At 60.6% G+C, this 18253-nt stretch carries 18 protein-coding genes; 10 read left to right on the top strand and 8 right to left on the bottom strand.

Going from position 1 to position 18253, the window contains the following annotated elements; translation table 11 throughout:
• Positions 1-70: 70 nt before the first annotated feature.
• Positions 71-481 carry a hypothetical protein gene (locus tag GG26_RS12380; protein ID WP_414390911.1) on the top strand — a complete coding sequence of 137 codons (411 nt, stop codon included), beginning with the start codon at positions 71-73 and terminating at the stop codon, positions 479-481.
• 54 nt (positions 482-535) lie between these two features.
• Positions 536-1555, top strand: a complete 1020-nt coding sequence (locus GG26_RS12375) for an ABC transporter substrate-binding protein (RefSeq protein ID WP_414390908.1) — start codon at positions 536-538, stop codon at positions 1553-1555.
• Between the two features lie 126 nt (positions 1556-1681).
• Here GG26_RS12375 and GG26_RS12370 read toward each other — a convergent pair whose 3' ends face one another.
• A complete protein-coding gene (locus GG26_RS12370) occupies positions 1682-2479 on the bottom strand; it encodes an exonuclease domain-containing protein (protein WP_414390905.1) in 798 nt (265 codons plus the stop codon).
• A 58-nt stretch (positions 2480-2537) separates the two neighbouring features.
• The gene (locus GG26_RS12365; protein ID WP_228375478.1) at positions 2538-2813 is read right to left on the bottom strand and encodes a hypothetical protein; all 276 of its coding nucleotides are present in this window, start codon (positions 2811-2813) and stop codon (positions 2538-2540) included.
• Between the two features lie 248 nt (positions 2814-3061).
• On the opposite strand from GG26_RS12365, the gene GG26_RS12360 reads away from it, so the two are divergent.
• On the top strand, positions 3062-3865 hold the full coding sequence (locus tag GG26_RS12360; RefSeq protein WP_414390903.1) for a prohibitin family protein: 804 nt from the start codon (positions 3062-3064) through the stop codon (positions 3863-3865).
• A gap of 40 nt (positions 3866-3905) precedes the next feature.
• The gene (locus GG26_RS12355) at positions 3906-4844 is read left to right on the top strand and encodes a prohibitin family protein (protein WP_414390901.1); all 939 of its coding nucleotides are present in this window, start codon (positions 3906-3908) and stop codon (positions 4842-4844) included.
• Here the strand turns inward: GG26_RS12355 and GG26_RS12350 are convergent, their stop codons facing one another.
• Positions 4845-5549 carry a ComF family protein gene (locus GG26_RS12350; RefSeq protein ID WP_011430156.1) on the bottom strand — a complete coding sequence of 235 codons (705 nt, stop codon included), beginning with the start codon at positions 5547-5549 and terminating at the stop codon, positions 4845-4847.
• Positions 5550-5746: 197 nt separating this feature from the next.
• On the opposite strand from GG26_RS12350, the gene rpsL reads away from it, so the two are divergent.
• The 6 genes from rpsL to dapB all read left to right on the top strand — a co-directional run bounded on the left by rpsL (position 5747) and on the right by dapB (position 11548).
• Positions 5747-6154: a 30S ribosomal protein S12 gene (rpsL, locus tag GG26_RS12345; protein WP_011430157.1), complete on the top strand. Its 408-nt coding sequence runs from the start codon at positions 5747-5749 to the stop codon at positions 6152-6154.
• A gap of 43 nt (positions 6155-6197) precedes the next feature.
• Entirely contained in the window at positions 6198-6668 is a 471-nt protein-coding gene (gene rpsG / locus GG26_RS12340) for a 30S ribosomal protein S7 (protein WP_011430158.1), read from the top strand.
• A gap of 156 nt (positions 6669-6824) precedes the next feature.
• Entirely contained in the window at positions 6825-8957 is a 2133-nt protein-coding gene (gene fusA / locus GG26_RS12335; RefSeq protein WP_011430159.1) for an elongation factor G, read from the top strand.
• Between the two features lie 22 nt (positions 8958-8979).
• Positions 8980-10209, top strand: coding sequence for an elongation factor Tu (gene tuf, locus GG26_RS12330; RefSeq protein ID WP_011430160.1), 1230 nt, complete (start codon positions 8980-8982; stop codon positions 10207-10209).
• Positions 10210-10302: 93 nt separating this feature from the next.
• Complete coding sequence (rpsJ, locus tag GG26_RS12325) at positions 10303-10620, top strand: 30S ribosomal protein S10 (protein ID WP_011430161.1); 318 nt, start codon at positions 10303-10305, stop codon at positions 10618-10620.
• 91 nt (positions 10621-10711) lie between these two features.
• The gene (gene dapB, locus GG26_RS12320; RefSeq protein ID WP_041439013.1) at positions 10712-11548 is read left to right on the top strand and encodes a 4-hydroxy-tetrahydrodipicolinate reductase; all 837 of its coding nucleotides are present in this window, start codon (positions 10712-10714) and stop codon (positions 11546-11548) included.
• Here dapB and GG26_RS12315 read toward each other — a convergent pair.
• From GG26_RS12315 to tatC, 5 genes are all read right to left on the bottom strand, one after another.
• Complete coding sequence (locus tag GG26_RS12315) at positions 11545-12456, bottom strand: methylenetetrahydrofolate reductase (protein WP_011430163.1); 912 nt, start codon at positions 12454-12456, stop codon at positions 11545-11547. The two genes, dapB and GG26_RS12315, sit on opposite strands and share 4 nt — an antisense overlap.
• 85 nt (positions 12457-12541) lie before the next feature.
• Positions 12542-14062 carry a hypothetical protein gene (locus GG26_RS12310; RefSeq protein WP_414390894.1) on the bottom strand — a complete coding sequence of 507 codons (1521 nt, stop codon included), beginning with the start codon at positions 14060-14062 and terminating at the stop codon, positions 12542-12544.
• Between the two features lie 168 nt (positions 14063-14230).
• Positions 14231-15163 carry a DUF2993 domain-containing protein gene (locus GG26_RS12305; protein WP_240527375.1) on the bottom strand — a complete coding sequence of 311 codons (933 nt, stop codon included), beginning with the start codon at positions 15161-15163 and terminating at the stop codon, positions 14231-14233.
• Positions 15164-15234: 71 nt separating this feature from the next.
• The gene (locus GG26_RS12300) at positions 15235-16446 is read right to left on the bottom strand and encodes an NAD(P)/FAD-dependent oxidoreductase (protein WP_228375481.1); all 1212 of its coding nucleotides are present in this window, start codon (positions 16444-16446) and stop codon (positions 15235-15237) included.
• Between the two features lie 649 nt (positions 16447-17095).
• Positions 17096-17782 (bottom strand): twin-arginine translocase subunit TatC, encoded by a 687-nt coding sequence (gene tatC, locus GG26_RS12295; protein WP_228375510.1) that lies wholly within the window; start codon positions 17780-17782, stop codon positions 17096-17098.
• Between the last annotated feature and the right edge of the window lie 471 nt (positions 17783-18253).

Genomic DNA, 18253 nt, shown 5'->3' with positions numbered 1-18253 from the left:
TCTCTCCTTCCTCTTGAATACCTGTACCCTATTTTAAATTAAAAGGCTGTACCTGCGTTCCCTTAGTGCCGTGCAAGCTGCCGGGATCCCCTATCGAGTGTTGCAGCCTGCCGACCGGATCCCGGTGTCGCAGCGGTTGAGCCTACAGGCCATCCACACCAACCCCCTGGTGTTGACTTTAGAAACAGAGGGATCCCATTGGCTGCTGCTGGGCTCTGCCGGCACCCATGTGCAAGCCGAGCTAACCGGATCTCCGCTGATGCCGGCCCAGATCGACTGGCTGTGGTGGGACGGGGGATCCCTGATTTTGGATCTCCTGGAGCGCTTTCAGGTGCAGGCGGGCATCAGCTCTGGCTCTGTCGGCGAGACGGTGGTCACCTGGTTCCGGCAGAAACAACGACCTCTCTACGTAGCCGATCGTTCTGGAGCGGTGAGCTGGTCGCGACGGGGTGTGCAAACCCTGAGAGCGCAATTGGACTGAGCCGTGCTGTAGCCTGAAATACAGACTCGATGGGTTGCAGAAAGCAACAATCAATTGTTGTTTTCTCAATCCATCCAGAAGCCCAGAATGATGAAACGTCGCGATCTCTTGAAATACGGAGCAGCTTGTTCTGCCGCGCTTGCTCTGCCGGTGCAGCAGGTTCGTCGCGTAGAGGCGGCAACCTCCATGTCCTTTCAGTTTGATTGGAAGTTTAACGCCCAGTTCGCAGGCGTGTTTGTGGGGATCGATGCCGGTTTGTACGCAGAGAAGGGTATCGCACTTGAGCCTCGGCCCTGGTCGGATGGGGTTAATGTGGTTGCCGAGGTAGCTATGGGCAAGGCTGACTTTGCCTGTGCCGAACAGAATCTCATTCTTGCGGCTCAGGCTGATGGTGCCCCTGTCAAGGCGATTGCGACGATGTTTAAGGCCTCACCCTATGGCCTGATGACCACCCCGAACCAGTCACTTTCTAGCCTGGCCGATCTGCGAGGCAAGCGAGTTGGTGTACATCTGGATGGGCTGAAGATCATGGCGCTGGTCAAGGGGGTGAACGGCATCGAAGATATCGAGGTGGTGGAGATCCCCTACAGCAACAAGTACGAACGTGTTCTATCGGGTGAGTTTGCCGCTGTACAGTGCTACGTGATCGACGAGCCCATTGGGGTTGCGAAGCAGTTCGGCGTTGAACCAAAGGTTCTCAAACTTTCGGATCACGGCCTCCTCTCGACAGCACAGACCATCGTAGCCTCGGAGGCGACGCTGGCCGATAAACCTGAGCTTGTTCGTGCCGCTATGGCAGCAACTTTCGAGGGTTGGAAACGGGCTCTAGCCGATAAACCCAAGACGGCAGCCATGATCGTAGAAAAGTTTGTCCCTGAGGGATCCCCCTACAAGGATGTTGCCTATCAAACCCGTACTCTTGAGCTTCTCGAGCCCTATGTCACTGCAGGGGGCCGGTTGGGCGAAATCGATCCCACTGTTTGGAAGAAAGCAGCGGAACTCATGATGGAATACGGAATCCTGGAGAGCTTGCCTGATCTGACCTCAACTCTGGCTCCTGGCTTCGTCAGCTAAACTCTTCCTTGGCAGATGTAGCCCAAAGTTCGGGTTCATAGTTAGTATAGGATTATACCAAATTGTGTGGCCAAGGTGTGGGTTTGGAGGGCCCCATTCGTAGGATCGTTGCCAGACCATTAGCCCTCAATCCGCTGCCTCAGCCGCAACACTTCTTTCCGCCAAGGCTTCCACCTCGTCACGGCGATACAGATAGGCTCCGCTGCGGCTAGCGCGTGCCATTAGCCCCGCAGTTTCCATCTGTGCACGGGCTTCGCGAGTAGAACAGCCCAAGATTTGTGCTGCTTCGCTAACTGGGATCCACTGCCGCCCAAAACGGGCCAATATTTGTTCTTCCGGTTCACAATACACCTGCTGCAATAGCCGCTCTGCCAGCAGCCAACAGGCCAAGGCATCGGCTGCGGCTCGGTGGGAGTATTTTCCCCCCGCCACCAGCGGCCCACCCAACTGCAACTGAAAATGTTCCACCAAAGCGGGCAAACTGCGGGAGGGCAAATCCGGCAATAACAGCCGTGCCAACTGTAGGGTGCAGAACTGATCTGGTTTCGGTCGGACAAATGGGATCCCTAGCCGCCCGTATTCCATTTGCAAAAAGCCGTAGTCGAAGGCGAGATTGTGGGCCGTCAGCGTTCCTGACTCCAGATCGGCTTGAATTTCTGGCCAAATTACCGCCGGGTCAGATCCCTGGGCCACCATCTCGGGCGTAATGCCTGTCAATCGCACAATTGAGGGGGGGATGGGAATGTCGGGATCCAACAACCAAGCTCTGTGGTCGAGAATACCTTGCTCTAGACTGGCCTTGAGCAGTGAAATTTCGATGACCCGTTGCCCAGGCACACAGGATCCCGTGGTTTCCACGTCCACAACCGTCAGGGTCTGGTGACGCAAGCGACGATAATACTGCAAAAGTTCCCGAGAGCGCACAACCGGATGGAGACAAAGACCAACCCCATCTTCGCCCGCAACAGGGATTCTTATACCCCTACACCTGCAGCGGTTCCCTGAGACAAGCGGGCAGTTGCCAGCACATCTCCAGCCAGTTTTTTAGCTCTTCCGGTTGGCCCATGAGGCTCATTTCCACCAGCAGAATGGCGGCTCGGTCGGCGGCTCCTTTGGATCCCAGACGAATTAGGGCAGACAGGCTTTCTTCCCGCCAGCAGACGGATACCCCCTGCCGGATCAAGGCCCGGGCGGCAACGGGGATGCACGAGAGTGGCACTTGGATGTCTCGCCGCTCGTAGTCGACAGTAGGTAGCATGAACGGCAACCCAAATCTTTATTATGTCTTAATCTTCTTCCCTTTTCGCTTGTCTGTCACGGGTCTTTGCAAAGTATGAAGTAATCTTTTGTAAACTTTGTAGAGTTCTCGACATCGTTGAGAACAGTGGGCGAGCAAGCGCGGGATCTCTCGCGGGATCCCTGGAGAAAACTTAAAAGATAGCGGCGATTTCTCGGCCTCATTTCCCCACAGCCGCGAGAATGGCTGCATGCGCAGGAGATGGGGAGATGCGAGCAGAAGGTTGGGAGAGGCGAGTTGGTCGCTGGTTGCCCAAGGCCACCCTTGCCGGAGCCGTATTGATCCTAGTGGCGATGGGCAGGCCGCTGCGACTGGTGGGCAATGGAGAAAATATGGTGGTGTTCACCTGGGGAGGGGGGGTGAGCCCGATGGCTTTGCAGCCTGGTCTCCATTGGGTGCCGCCCTTTGTCTCTCGCACAGTCATCTTTGATGTGAAAACCCAAGCTCTGACCTGGAAAGACAACGACCCAAACGCCTACGCACCGCGGCTGGTGGCCCTTTCTCAGGATGGGCAGCAGATTGCGGCTGAAGCGACGCTGCAATTTCGCATTGTGGATCCTCCCAAGGTCTATACCCAACTGGGAGAGAACTACTTGGATCGCATTGCCCCCATTGTCCGGTCGGTCATCTTGAACGAGACCAGCGGCTTTTCCGCCCAAGCTCTCTATTCCACCGAGCGCCCGCTGCTTCAAGGACAAATTCGCGAACGAGTGGCCCTTTTGCTGAAGGAATACGGCATCGAAGTTTTGGACTTTCTGCTGCGGGATGTGGATTTCGATCCCGATTTTGTAGCCGCTATTGAAGCAAAGACCATCGCCGAAAACCAACTGGCGCAAAAGCAATTTGAGATCGAGCAGGCCCGCCAAGATGCCCGCGCCATCATTTCTCAAGCGGAGGCAGAAGCCGGTCAATTGAGAGCCAAAGCACAGGCCCTCACCCAAAATCCGCAGTACCTAGAGGTGGTCAAAGCCGCGGTACTGGGATCCCGCCTGGAAACTCTGGTTACCAAATAGCAACCAGCACTTTTTCATCCTCTTTCCACGAGGAGCCGCCATGTATCCAACAGGAGAAGCACCCCAAAGCAGAGTGGGTTGGTTAACCGTAGGAGGGATCGCCGTCTTGGCGGCCCTGGGAGTGCTCCGCGCTTGCCTGTACGTCACTTTGCCCGGACATGCCACTGTAGTGTTCAATACCTTTTCCGGGCTGCAAAAGGGGCGGGTAGAATTGCCGGGGGTCATCTTCCGGATTCCAGGGATCGAAACGCCGATCACCTACACCGTGCTCACCCGCGTTTGGGAGTTTACCAATGACCCCAACTCGGCCAACGCCATCAGCAATGCCATCACGGTCAACACCGCCGACGGGCAGGCTTTTGCCATCGATGTGGCCATTGCCCTCAAGCCCAACCTCGCCACTTTGGACGAGCTGCACGCCACCATCGGCGAGAACTATCTTTCGACAGTGGTGGTGCCGGTGGTGCGCTCCAAGATCCGCGATATCTCCGCCTCTTTCGATTCCGAGGATTTCTACCGCAAAAGCCAGCGCACGGCCATCGAACAACGGGCCCTGGACTTGATCCGCCAAGAGATGCCCACCGTCAACCGCGATGGCCAAACCCTGCCTCTGGTGCAGGTGGAGGGCCTGTTTCTGGGCAACCCCGATTTCCCACAAGCCTTAAGAGACTCGATTGAACGCAAACAGGTGGCCTCGATTACAGCACAAACGGCGGCAGTGCGGGCGCAAATTCAGGAAAAAGAGACCGAGCGGCTGCTGATCTTGGCGGCGGCCAACCAGCGGGCCATTGAGCTGAAAGGACAAGCGGCAGCGCAGAACGCACAACTGGCGGATCTGTTGTTTTACGAAAAACTCCAGGAGCGCATCCAAAACCCGACGGACTCGCTGCCCCCTCTGCGCATCATCCGCGTCGAGGGGGATGCCACCGTGTTCCTCAACGTGGATCCCCGGCAGGCAGCCCTGCAACAGGCCCGATAGTCAAGCCTGGCCACGCCGTCGGAGCTGCCAGGGCAGGGTGGAACGGTCGGCAGCTTGCTGCGCCTGGGCCACGACGATCACCCCGGCCACCGGGATCCCGGCAGCGACCAAGACCTGCTGCGCCGCTTGGACGGTGGAGCCGGTGGTGTAGATGTCATCCACCAGTAGCACCGGCGTGGCGGGAGCGCGCTTGAGAGCAAAGGCGCCTGCCAAGTTCTGCTGGCGTTGCAGGGGGTTGAGCTCATGTTGGGCCGCTGTGGCCCGCACCCGCACCAGAGCGTCAGGTAAATGTCTTAGACCCGTCCGCTCGCAAAAAGCTTGGCTGATCAAAGCCGCCTGGTTGTAGCCCCGCTGCCGCAGCCGCTCCGCATGCAGAGGGATGGGCACCACCGTATAGTCGTGGCGAGACAGCAGGTCATGGCTTCCCTGGGATCCCGAACGCTTCTGTCGGCTCTCCAGCCAGCGGGATCCCAGCCATTCCCCCAAAACCGCGCCAATGCGCCGCTGTCCTTCATATTTCAGGCAATAGATGGCCCGGCGCAGCGCTCCCCGGTGGATCCCCCAAGCATAAAGCGGCCAAGGCGAAGTGGTGACCGGCCAAGAGTCGAGCCGCTCCGCCTGCAGCCGCCTTTGACAGTCTGGACAAAACACAGCCTTAGCCGGGCGCTGGCAGAGCGGACAAGGGAGCAAAATCCACCAATCCATCCAGCCCATCGCCTTTCGCGAGTTCCTTCTGGTGTGCAGAAGCTCCTCTAGGCTAGCTGAGGGGAACAAGGATGCTGAAATTCTCACTCAGCCAAGCCACCAGCCCAGAAGCTGATCCCTTAAGTTGACGCCGGGATCCCGCCTTGCTAGGATTTACTACTGCCGGATAATTGAGTAGCGATCTTCTCAGCCAACCCATGCCCACCATTCAGCAACTCATTCGCGAAGAGCGCAAGGCTGCTGTTCGCAAGACCAAGGCCCCTGCCCTGAAAGGATGTCCTCAGCGGCGGGGAGTTTGCACCCGAGTGTACACGACAACGCCCAAGAAGCCCAACTCAGCTTTGCGGAAGGTGGCGCGGGTTCGCCTCACCTCTGGCTTTGAAGTTACTGCTTACATCCCCGGCATTGGCCACAACCTACAAGAGCACTCGGTGGTCATGATTCGCGGCGGAAGGGTCAAGGACTTGCCCGGCGTGCGCTATCACATTATTCGGGGCACGCTCGACGCCGCAGGAGTGAAAGACCGCAAGCAAGGCCGCTCCAAATACGGGGCAAAACGGCCTAAGCCCGGCCAAGCCCCAGCCGCCGCTGGCAAGAAGAAATAGTTTCCCTCTGGACGTCATCCTGCCTTCAAGTTCTACAGCTCCTATGTCTCGCCGCAACCGTGCTCCTCGCCGTGACGTGCCTCCAGATCCCAAGTACGGGAGCCGTTTGGTTACCATGCTGATCCACAAGTTGATGATGAGGGGCAAGGCTTCTCTTGCCGCCAGGATCCTCTACGACGCTCTAGAGATTGTGCGAGAGCGCACCGGCCAGGATCCGCTGCCCGTACTGGAAAATGCCGTTCGCAACGCCACCCCCTTGGTGGAGGTGAAAGCGCGGCGGGTGGGCGGCGCCACCTATCAGGTGCCTGTGGAGGTCAGAGCGGAGCGAGGAACCTCATTGGCGCTGCGCTGGCTAGTCACCTTTTCCCGCACCCGTCCAGGCCGCACTATGTCTGCCAAGTTAGCCAATGAGATTATAGATGCGGCCAACGAAACCGGCAACGCCATCCGCCGGCGAGAGGAAGTCCATCGCATGGCCGAAGCCAACAAAGCCTTTGCCCACTACCGCTACTGAACCCCGCTGGCCGAGCAAAGGAGGATGTTGTTGGGATCCCTTCCCATTTGCCGAGAGCTGGGCTGGATCTGGAGGAGAAGGGGCAAAAAAGACTAGAATTGTAAAGGTTTTTTTAGTTTGCCCGAGTCGCAGGGCGACGAGGATTGGGAGGTTAACGTGGCACGCACAGTTCCCCTGGAACGAGTTCGAAATATTGGTATCGCGGCCCACATCGATGCTGGCAAGACCACGACCACAGAACGGATCCTCTTCTATTCCGGTCTGGTGCATAAGCTTGGCGAGGTTCACGAGGGAACCACGGTAACCGACTGGATGGCTCAGGAACGGGAGCGGGGCATCACCATCACGGCCGCGGCCATCACTACCCGTTGGACCAAGCGGGATCCGAAAAACCCCTCCCAACCTCTCGCCGGCGCGCCGGAATACACCATCAACATCATCGACACGCCAGGGCACGTGGACTTCACCATCGAGGTGGAGCGCTCGATGCGGGTGCTGGACGGGGTGATCGCCGTCTTCGACTCGGTAGGGGGCGTGCAGCCGCAGTCGGAAACCGTCTGGCGGCAGGCCAATCGTTACAATGTGCCCCGCATTGCCTTTGTCAACAAAATGGATCGCATGGGGGCCAATTTCCTCAAGGTTTATAACCAGATCCGGGAGCGCCTCAAAGCCAACGCCGTGCCGATCCAACTGCCCATCGGGGCGGAAGACGAGTTCCGCGGCATCGTCGATCTGGTGCGCTTGCAGGCCAATATCTACATGGATGAGATCGGCAAGGACATTCGCCCTGCCCCCATCCCGGAGGAGATGAAGGATCTGGTGGCGGAATACCGGGCCAAGCTGGTGGAAGCAGTGGCCGAGACCGACGAGGCCCTGATGGAGAAGTACTTTGCCGAGGAGGATCTGAGCGAAGCCGACCTAATGGCTGGTCTGCGCAAAGGCACCATCAGCGGCCAAATTGTGCCCATGCTGTGCGGCTCTGCCTTCAAGAACAAGGGTGTGCAGATGCTGCTGGACGCGGTGGTGGACTACCTTCCCTCTCCCATCGATATTCCCGCCATCAAGGGGGTATTGCCGGATGGGTCGGAGGTGTCGCGCAAAGCCAGCGACGATGAGCCCTTCTCCGCCCTGGCCTTCAAGCTGATGAGCGACAAGTACGGAGACCTCACCTTTATCCGCGTTTACTCTGGGGTGCTAACCAAGGGCACCTATGTGCTCAACTCCACCAAGAACAAAAAGGAGCGCATCTCCCGCCTAGTGGTGCTCAAGGCGGACGAGCGTCTGGATGTAGATGAGCTGCGGGCAGGCGATCTGGGGGCTGTGTTGGGCCTGAAAGATACCACCACTGGGGACACCCTCTGCGACGAAAACGCGCCGGTGATCCTGGAGTCCCTATATATCCCCGAGCCGGTAATCTCGGTGGCTGTCGAGCCCAAGACCAAAGCCGATATCGACAAACTCTCCAAAGCGCTGCAGGCCCTGGCCAAGGAGGATCCCACCTTCCGCGTCTCGGTGGATCCGGAGACCAACCAAACCATCATCTCCGGCATGGGCGAGCTCCACCTGGAGATTCTGGTGGATCGCATGCTGCGGGAGTTCAACGTAGAAGCCAACGTGGGCAACCCCCAAGTGGCCTACCGCGAAACCATCCGCAAGCCAGTTAGCCGCGTGGAAGGGAAGTTCATCCGCCAGACTGGCGGCCGCGGCCAGTACGGCCATGTGGTCATCGACCTGGAGCCGGCAGAGCCGGGCACGGGGTTCGAGTTTGTCTCCAAAATTGTGGGTGGTGTCATCCCCAAAGAGTACATTCCGCCTGCCGAGCAAGGGATCCGCGAAGCCTGCGAGTCCGGCGTCTTGGCTGGCTATCCTTTGATCGATATTCGCGTCACGCTGGTGGACGGCTCCTACCACGAGGTGGACTCCAGCGAAATGGCTTTCAAGATCGCCGGCTCGATGGCGTTGAAGGAGGCTGCTCGCAGAGCCAACCCCGTCCTGCTGGAGCCGATGATGAAGGTGGAGGTGGAAGTTCCCGAAGCCTTCGTCGGGGATGTTATCGGAGACATCAACGCCCGTCGCGGCCAGATGGAGGGGATGAGTACAGAGGGCGGCATCTCCAAGGTCAATGCCAAGGTTCCCTTGGCGGAGATGTTTGGATATGCCACCGACATCCGCTCCAAAACCCAAGGGCGGGGCATCTTTACGATGGAGTTCAGCCACTACGAGGAAGTTCCTCGCAGTATTGCCGAAGCCATCATTGCCAAAAGCAAAGGAAGTGGAGTAACCAACTGAAATCAAAAGGAAGTGATGATTCATGGCACGCGCTAAGTTTGAACGTACCAAACCGCACGTCAACGTTGGCACCATTGGCCACGTCGACCACGGCAAGACGACGTTGACCGCCGCCATTACTATGACCCTGGCTGCTCTGGGTCAGGCCACAGCCAAGCGCTATGACGAGATCGACGCGGCGCCAGAGGAGAGAGCCCGCGGTATCACTATCAACACTGCCCACGTGGAGTACCAGACGGAGAAGCGTCACTACGCCCACGTGGACTGCCCCGGCCACGCCGACTACGTGAAAAACATGATCACGGGCGCGGCCCAGATGGATGGGGCCATCCTGGTGGTCTCGGCGGCCGATGGGCCGATGCCGCAGACGCGGGAGCACATCCTGTTGGCCCGTCAGGTGGGGGTACCCAGCTTGGTGGTCTTCCTCAACAAGGTGGACATGGTGGACGACGAGGAGCTGCTGGAGCTGGTGGAGCTGGAGATACGGGAGCTCCTCTCCAAGTACGACTTCCCCGGCGACGAAATCCCCATCATCAGAGGATCCGCTCTCAAGGCTCTGGAAAGGATGCAGGCCAACCCCAAAACCCAGCGGGGTGAGGATCCCTGGGTGGACAAGATCTACGAGCTGATGGATGCGGTAGACTCCTACATTCCAACGCCGGAGCGGGATGTGGACAAGCCCTTCCTGATGGCAGTGGAAGATGTCTTCTCGATCACCGGTCGCGGCACGGTGGCGACGGGCCGGATCGAGCGGGGCCGCATCAAAGTTGGCGAAACCGTGGAGCTGGTGGGATTGCGAGAAACCCGTTCCACCACCGTTACCGGTCTAGAGATGTTCCAGAAGACGCTGGACGAGGGGATTGCCGGCGACAACGTGGGTGTGTTGTTGCGGGGTATTCAGAAAAACGAGGTGGAGCGGGGCATGGTGCTGGCCAAGCCCAAGACCATCACTCCTCACACCCAGTTCGAGTCGGAGGTTTACGTCCTCAAGAAGGAAGAGGGCGGACGTCACACCCCCTTCTTTGCCGGCTATCGTCCTCAGTTCTACGTGCGTACCACCGACGTCACCGGCACCATCACTTCCTTCACGGCTGACGACGGCTCTAAGCCGGAGATGGTGATGCCCGGCGACCGCGTCAGGATGACGGTAGAGCTGATCCAGCCCATCGCCATCGAGCAAGGGATGCGCTTTGCCATTCGTGAGGGCGGTCGTACCGTAGGGGCCGGTGTGGTCTCTAAGATCCTGAAGTAAGCGGCTTTCTCTTGGCAGGGATTGGGCGCTGGTCACTCCAGGCAAGCTCGATCCCTGCCATTTTTTTGAGTACACCCTACCTTCTCTCCGACTATGGCTACCTTGACCCAACAGAAAATTCGTATCCGCCTAAAGGCCTACGACCATCGGCTACTGGATACTTCCTGCGACAAAATCGTGGACACGGCGCGCCGCACGGAGGCTGTGCCAGTTGGCCCGATCCCTTTGCCGACGCGGCGTCGCCTCTACTGTGTGCTGCGTTCCCCCCACACGGACAAGGATTCGCGGGAACATTTTGAAGTTCGCACCCACCGCCGCATTATCGACATCTACTCCCCCTCTTCCAAAACCATCGATGCTTTGATGAAGCTGGATCTGCCGGCAGGGGTGGACATCGAGGTGAAATTGTGAGGCTCCGCTCGGGGATCCGGCGCTAGGTTAGGCAAGGGGGCAGGTGGTGACCACAGCAGTCGAGCAAAAAAGACGAGAAGAGGGCGCCGCCATTGGGGAGGGGACGGCGGCTTCTGAGCCCATCCCGGTCTTGGTGGTGGGAGCCCTGGGCAAGATGGGGCGGGAGGTGGTGCGGGCGGTGGCCCAAACCCCCGACATGAAGTTGGTGGGGGCGGTGGCCCGTTCCCAGTTGGGCTCGGACATTGGCGAGGTGTTGGGCCTGGGATCCCTGGGAGTCGAGATTACCGACGACCTGGCGGGCCAGTTGCTGCGGCTGTCGCAGCGGAGCGCCCGAGGCGTCATGGTGGATTTCACCCATCCGCGCTCTGTGTATGAAAACGTCCGCTCGGCCATTGCGTTTGGGGTGCGGCCGGTGGTGGGGACGACGGGCCTGACGCCGGAGCAGGTGGAGCGGCTGAGGGATCTGGCGGATAAGTCCGGTGTGGGCTGTCTAATTGCGCCCAACTTTGCCATCGGCATGATCCTGCTGCAGCAGATGGCGCTGCAGGCGGCCCAATATTTCGATCACGTGGAGATTGTCGAGCTGCACCACAACCGCAAGGTCGATGCCCCCAGCGGCACGGCTCTGCAGACGGCGCAGCGGCTGGGACAACTGGGCAAAGCTTTTAACCCGCCTGAGGTGGAAGAAAAGGAGCTGATCCCCGGCTCGCGGGGAGGGATCCCCGGCCCCAACATCCCCATCCACAGCGTTCGCCTGCCGGGGCTTATTGCCCACCAGGAGGTGATCTTCGGCGGCATGGGGCAGACGTTGACCTTGAGACACGACATCACGGATCGGATGGCCTTCATGCCGGGAGTGATCCTGGGCATTCGCAAGGTGCTGCAGCTCAAGGGGCTGGTCTACGGCTTGGAGCAGGTGTTGAGCTAGCTGCTCAGGGGCGGGATCCCGGCCTCGTCCAGGATGTGCGGGATGAGGTGTTCGGCCTTGACGGCCATCAGGTGCACGCCGTGACAGATCTGGCGGGCCTGGCGCACCTGTTCGGCAGCAATGCGGATCCCTTCTTCGAGGGGATCGGGGGCATCGGCCAGCCGCTGGATAATGGCGTCCGGGATCTGCACCCCCGGCAAGTTGCGGTTGATGAAGAGGGCGTTTTTGGCGGATTTGAGCAGGAAGATGCCCGCCAGGATGGGCTTGCCGGCGGGGCGGCCCAGCTTGTCCATGAAGCGCTCCAGTTGCTCGAAGTCGGTCACCATCTGGCTTTGGAAAAACTGGGCTCCGTTCTCCAGCTTGCGGTGGAAGCGCCGCTCCAGGCCGGAAAAGCTGGGGGATTGCGGCTCTACGGCTGCCCCCGGGAACAGACAGGTGCCGCCGTCGGGGAGGGGCTTGCCGTTGCAGTCGAGGCCGTTGTTGAGGCGTTGGATAAGCTGCAGCAGACGCACCGATTCCAGGTCAAAGACTGGGCGGGCATCGGGGCAATCCCCCACCTGGATGGGATCCCCGGTGAGGGCCAGCACGTTGCGCAGGCCGAGCGCTGAGGCCCCCAACAGATCCCCCTGCAGAGCCAGGCGGTTGCGATCCCGGCAGGCCAGCTGCAGGATGGGTTCAACGCCCGCCTGCTGCAACAGCAGCGAGGCGGCCAGGGGGCTCATGCGGGCCATGGCGCGGTTGGAGTCCGTGATGTTGACGGCATGCACCCGGCCCTTGAGCTGCTGGGCCAGAGAGAGCAGGGTGCTGGTGTCGGATCCCTTGGGGGGGGTGATCTCAGCCGTGAGCAAAAATTCCCCCCGCTGGATGGCTTGGGCAAAGCGCGACGGTGGTGGGCAGGTCAGGGCCACAATTCTGGGAAGACCGAAAGAAAAAGCAGTGGGTTGGCCTATTATCCGCTGTTTTGGGAGGGTTTTTCCAGCCAAAGCGCTTTTCTCAGGGCTTGGGCGAAGGGGAAGAGCTGGGCGGAGGCTGCACCCGCATTTCTCCCAGCCAGAGGGGGGGATCCCCCTGGTGCAGACGCTGCTGCCAGTTTGTCGCCGCCGCGGGCGGGATCCCCTGCGGGCCCAGGGCCCAGCTCCAGCCAATCACCTGGAGCCACCGCCCGGCTTGCAAGCCTTCCAAAAAGGGCTGGGCAGCTTCTGCGTCGGGAGACGGCCCGCTGAGGATCAGGGGCAACTGGGGGTTAAAGGCCACAAGGCGACGGTACAACGCTTCAAAGGTCTCGGGATCCCCCTTCACCTCCAGGCTCAGCCAGTCCACCCCTGGCAAGGCGGCCCAGGCAGACGCTGCCTCGTTATCCGCTCCCTCCAGCTCTAAAACCCAGAGCAAATTGGCCTCAGAGCGCAGGGTTTGTATCAGGTGACGGTAGGCCCGTCGTTGCAGCTCTGTATCCCCGTCCCCGACAGCTACGGCCAGGATAATCGGGGTGGCAAAGCGCTGGATGCCCCGAGCCCAAGAGCGCAAGGTCTCATCCTGTTCGCCCGCAGCCAGGGAAGAGAGGTGGGCCGGCTGCAGCCGCAGGCGTAGGTAGGGAACGGAGCCGCTCTCCCGCAGGCGATTGGCCAGGGGCTGGGGAAAATCCTGGCGCGGATCCCAGAGGTGCTCCACCGCTGCCCAGGCGGGGGGCTGGCCAATGGCCTGGCGATAGGCCAGAAGCTGCTCCCAAGTTGGCATGCCCGACCAAGTGACCCCATGATACAGCCGGCTCGTGGGGGGAGGCAGCGGCCTGCCCCGCTGAAAAGGGGCAGAATCGGGCGGGATGGGGGAGGTGAGGACAACCTGCAGCCGTAGAGACGGCGAGGGGTCAGGGGCGTCGGCCTCCGGGAGGGAGAAGGGGAAACTCCACGTGCGCTCCTCGAACCGACCCTGAGTCATCTGGCGGGCATAGAAGTCCTGGGGGGGCGGCAGCGGCTCCAGGGCCTTGTCCCCCCAGAAGGCCTGCTGTACCACCAGGCGCACCCCCTCGCCAGGGTGAACTAGGGGCGTGGTGGTATCCAGGTGAAAGCTGCCGCTGAGGCGGGTAAACGTCTTGTGGGGCTCAACTCGGAAAGAGAGTGTGAGCTGGTCAGGCCGATAGGTGCCCAAGGCGCGGGAGGAGGGGGTGGGGAGCAGGGATCCCAGCTGCTCTGCCAAGCTCTCGCAGTCGGTGCAGGGAAGGAGAGCCTGCGGATGGAGAGAGATGGGAGCCTTGCGGGCAGATTGCAACTGCTCAGACGTGATCACAAAGCTGGCCCAAAGGTGCTTCAGAAGGGGATCCCGGCCGGGCGGAATATCGGAGAAAGTTCGCCCGGGGGGCGTGGCTGTGCGTGTGCCGGCAGCCGTCCCATCCAGGGGCACCGTGGAGAAGGCGTCGCTGGAACATCCCCCCAGCAACACCAGCGACAGGATTAGCGGCAGAGTCCCCAAGAGCAGGGGCCTAACACTGGGTTGTAGCGGCGGCGATCCCCAAACCATGAACTCACCTCAATACACCACCCCTCCGCGACCGCTTGGCAACGGCTAGAGGGATTCTCGCCCAGCAGCCCAACCTTGGGTTTGATCCCGATCACAACTTGGCCACCGCAGATCCCGCTGGCACCGCCCAAAGGCAAGCTCAAGTGGTCGAGCCCTGGCGACAACCCGCTACCCCTGCGGCACTGCCGCCGCCTCCGGGTAGATGACCAACATGCCCTCGTAGAGGATTTGGCCAGGCTGCAACTCCAGGCGATCGATGCGCACGCCTGGATCCAACTGGATGGGAAAATCCGCCAGGCCGGGGATGGGGATCTCCTGCCCTTCGCTCACCCACAGGGGATTAACCAGCCGCAACTGGTTGGGACCCTGAGCCTGTAGCCCAGTTAGCACCGTAACCGGCACCTCCACCCCCTCGGGAGTAACCAATTGGGCCTGGATGCGCAGCCGATTTTGCTGCAAGGTGACCTGGGGCTGGCGGATCAAGAAGGGCACCGCTTGACCTCCAAAGGGCAGTTGCACCTGCGCCTGGGCCAGTTGGGACTGGATGAGGGGAGCCTGAAGGCTGCGGTTGAGATCGTCTTCGGTGAGGCGCAAGCTCACCTGCACCGGCACGGGGGCCAACAGCCGCAGGGGACTACGTCCCTGGATGGCTTCCCCTACATTGAGGCGAATATCCTGGCCCTGCAGCCGCAGGTGGCTGACCTGGAATCCCTGATAGATGAGGTTGTCTCCCGACACCTGGGCCTGGGGGATCTGGCCGTTCAAAATCTGGGCGTCGGAACCGGCGATCTGCACCCGCAAGTTGTCCACCTGCTGCACCTCAGAGCGAATCCAGGCGGCCACCAGAGGATTGAGCAAGGAGCTGGCGATCTGGGCAAAAGCGGGCCAGGGCAAAAACATGGTGGGCAGGCTCAGCAGCAGAGCAAGCCCCAGCCGCTGCCCCCCTGGGGAGAGCCGTCGGCGGCGGCAGGCTGTCGGTGGGATCTGGGAAACAGAGGGACCCTCTAGAATGACCGAGTCCTGATCAGGCCGATAACAAGCTGTGGGCAGCACTGGGTACCTCAGCAAGGAACGACGGGCAATGGCGAGAGGCCAAGGCAAGGCCGAACTAGGACTAGATTACGACAGGACTTCTGCAGCGAATAGGGGGCTCTCCCGCACACCTGAAGGAACTATCCGTCTGTCAACTGCCACCAAAGATACCCCAGCCGCAGGTAGTGAAGCCGCAGCCAGGGGAAAGGGAAAAGGCGCGGTGGCTGGCGGAAGAGGGCGCTAATTTGGGGTCGGATGCCGGCGATCTCCTGGGCCAGGATTTTGCCTGCCCACACCCCTGTGGCCACGCCGCTGCCGTGGTAGGCCAGGCCGTACCAGAGGCTGGGATCCGTCGGCGAAGGGCCGATGTGGGGGTGAAGCTGGCGGGAGAGGCAAACCAAGCCGTTCCAGGCGTACTCGATCTCCACCCCCTCCCAGGCGGGAAAGAGGCGGTAGAGCTGCCGCGCCATCCAGGCCCGCAGGCGCTGGCGTTCCCTTGGGGCATCGCAGGTGCCGTCCCGCCCCCCAAACAGCAAGCGCCCATCCGGCAGGAGACGGTAGTAGAACAGCAGCCGTCGCGTGTCGTAGATCGGCGTCGGATCCCACCAGCCCTGAGCCCTTCGCTCTGCCGGCGTCAGAGGCCGGGTGACCAGAATGTTGGAAAGCACCGGCAACAGGGATCCGGCCAATTGGGGGTAGAGGTTGGCCGGCGTGTAGCCATTGGTGGCAATGACCAGGTGCCGTGCCCGCACCGTTCCCCCGGGCGTATGGCAAAGGTGGCGGGAGCCAACCTTTTCCCAGGCAACGACCCGGCTGGCGCTGTGCAATTGCGCTCCCCATTTCTGGGCGGCCTGGGCCAGCCCTTGGGCAAGCTTGAGGGGGTTGAGGCCAAACCCCACCCCGATGTGGAGGGCGCCGTGGTTCTCGCGGCTGTCGAAGCCCCGTTCCCGCAGCTCTTTGGGGCTGAGGAGCTGAACTGGGTAGCCGGCCACCTGGGCGTAGATCTGGTATTCGGCCTCCAACTCCCGCCAAGCGCTGGGGCGGTGGGCTACTGCGTACCAACCTTCTCCCTGGGCATCCAGGGAAAAGCCCTCGGCAGCGGCCAGCTCTTGCACGGTCTCCACCGCCTGCCGCTGATCCCGGTAGTAGCGCTCCGTCTCCGCCAGGCCTACCCGCCGCACCATTTGGGCATGGGTGAGGTAGCTCGCCCCCACTCCGCAGAAGCCGCCGTTGCGCCCGGAGGCGCCCCAGCCCAGGGATCCCGCCTCCAGCAGGCAAGCCGAGATGCCGTGATCGCGGGCCAGGTGCAGGGCCGTCGATAGCCCCGTCAATCCTCCTCCTATGATGGCCACCTCGGCCTCAACCTGCCCTTGCAGAGGCGCCGGATGTCGCCAACTGGAATCTGGTATTGTGCTGTCCCAGTAGCTGCCGACTGGGTAAGCAGGATCGTAGGTTTTGGAAGGATAAGGATTTGTCTTCGGGAGAAAAGTCCAAGCAACCATAGAACTTTAGAAGACTGGTTGGTCAAAAGCCAATTTCTCTTTGCCCATCGGCCAAACCTCCCTTTGAGAAGAGCTCAGCAGCGCAGCGAGCCGCCGTTTGCCCTCGCTGGCCCAGAGGCTACAGCAGGCACCAAAACCGCCTCTTCTGACAACCGCACCAACCCCCCCAGGGCTTGCGAACAGGCCTCTCGTCCCTGGTGGGCTGGCGAGCGGTACGCTGGCAGAGTGAGGCGGGCCAATCCGCCGTTGAAATACCCTGCCCGGGAAAATTGGCCGGGATCCCTTCCAGTTCAAGGCGGGCCGGGCCCGCTCTCCCCCCGCTGGCGGTGGAGCCGTCTCTTGCCGATGGGGGTGGATGCCGGAACCCCGACGCTAGCCAGGGCTGCAGTCCCGACTGTTGCCGCTGAGCAACTTGGTGAGAAGGTAGAGTTTATCCATTGGCGTTTCTCTTTCCCGGGCCGGAGACCCCGCTGGCAGAATCAAGGTCTGCGGCCTTGGGTCATTTGCCAAGCAGCTTCACCAGGAGAATGCCAAACAAGTACAGGAACGTTACCGCGCCAGCCAGGAGGCTCTGGGTGAGGGGATCCGTGGAAGGGGTGAGAATGGCCCCCGCCACCACCGAACCTAGGACAACATAGCGCCAACCCTTGAACATCTGCTCAGCAGTTACCAGGCCCAAAGCTCCCAGCAGCGCCTGCAAAATCGGCACCTGAAAGGCCAAGCCAGTGCTGAACATCAGCAGCAGCACAAACTCAAAGTAGCGGTCGATGGACCAGGCCTGATCCACCACCCCTTCCCCATAGCGAATGAAGAAGTTGAGCGCCGCCGGAATGAGGAGGTAGTAGGCAAAGACCAAGCCAGCCACAAACAAAAGGCTGGATCCGAGCACCACCGGCCCCAACAGCTTGCGCTCCTTGACGCTCAGCCCTGGCAAGACGAAGCGGGCAATTTGGTAGAGCACAAAGGGCGTGGCCAAGAGCAGCCCCGAATATGCCGCCACTTTCATAGAGACGAAAAAATACTCGCCCGGCGCCAGTTGCAAGAAGGTCACCCCCTGAGCGGGCACCTCCAGCAGGGCGACGATGCGGTTCACCACCAGAAAACAGGCGACGATACACAGGGCCACCGCAATGACACTGGCCAAGAGGCGGCTACGCAACTCCTCCAGATGCTCCATCAAGCTCATCTCGACCTCGTAGGGAAACTCCGGATCTGGCACCCGAGAAGGCTCAGGTGTTGCCGGAGCTTGCTGCGAGGACTCGGTCTCAGAGGCAAGGGGCATGGGCCGACAGGTAACGAAACCTTTCCCGCTATCTTAGCCCTGCCCCACCCTTAAGGAAAAGCGCCCGCCCAATACATGGCCCCCTTCCAAGCTGTTCCCGGAAGGAACTGCCGGGTTGTGGACGGGAGCTGCCCTTGCTCAAAGTCTCTGCTTCACCAGACTGTTGACGTTCTCCCCCGAACCCCCAAACCCCCCGTATACGGGGGGACAGAGGGGAGCTAGGATCCCCGCCCCAAAGGGCTGGGGAGTATGTCAATACTTCATCTCGCCCGGCTAGGCTGAGGCGGGAGCAGCTCTAAAATTCTGAAGGACACAAAAGATACAGCCTTTTAATTTAAAATAGGGTACAGGTATTCAAGAGGAAGGAGAGAAAGG

This window comes from Synechococcus sp. 'PEA 65AY6A-5F PE A', from assembly GCF_047462575.1.
Classification (GTDB): domain Bacteria; phylum Cyanobacteriota; class Cyanobacteriia; order Thermostichales; family Thermostichaceae; genus Thermostichus.
Note: the sequence above shows the minus strand (reverse complement) of the source record. Positions and strands in the feature narration are given on the sequence as shown.

Excerpts from the sequence above, each read along its gene's own strand:
- GG26_RS12365 (WP_228375478.1), bottom strand. The coding sequence starts at position 2,813 with ATGCTACCTACTGTCGACTACGAGCGGCGAGACATCCAAGTGCCACTC.
- GG26_RS12360 (WP_414390903.1), top strand. The coding sequence starts at position 3,062 with ATGCGAGCAGAAGGTTGGGAGAGGCGAGTTGGTCGCTGGTTGCCCAAG.
- GG26_RS12355 (WP_414390901.1), top strand. The coding sequence starts at position 3,906 with ATGTATCCAACAGGAGAAGCACCCCAAAGCAGAGTGGGTTGGTTAACC.
- GG26_RS12350 (WP_011430156.1), bottom strand. The coding sequence starts at position 5,549 with ATGGATTGGTGGATTTTGCTCCCTTGTCCGCTCTGCCAGCGCCCGGCT.
- rpsL (WP_011430157.1), top strand. The coding sequence starts at position 5,747 with ATGCCCACCATTCAGCAACTCATTCGCGAAGAGCGCAAGGCTGCTGTT.
- rpsG (WP_011430158.1), top strand. The coding sequence starts at position 6,198 with ATGTCTCGCCGCAACCGTGCTCCTCGCCGTGACGTGCCTCCAGATCCC.
- tuf (WP_011430160.1), top strand. The coding sequence starts at position 8,980 with ATGGCACGCGCTAAGTTTGAACGTACCAAACCGCACGTCAACGTTGGC.
- rpsJ (WP_011430161.1), top strand. The coding sequence starts at position 10,303 with ATGGCTACCTTGACCCAACAGAAAATTCGTATCCGCCTAAAGGCCTAC.
- GG26_RS12310 (WP_414390894.1), bottom strand. The coding sequence starts at position 14,062 with ATGGTTTGGGGATCGCCGCCGCTACAACCCAGTGTTAGGCCCCTGCTC.
- tatC (WP_228375510.1), bottom strand. The coding sequence starts at position 17,782 with ATGAGCTTGATGGAGCATCTGGAGGAGTTGCGTAGCCGCCTCTTGGCC.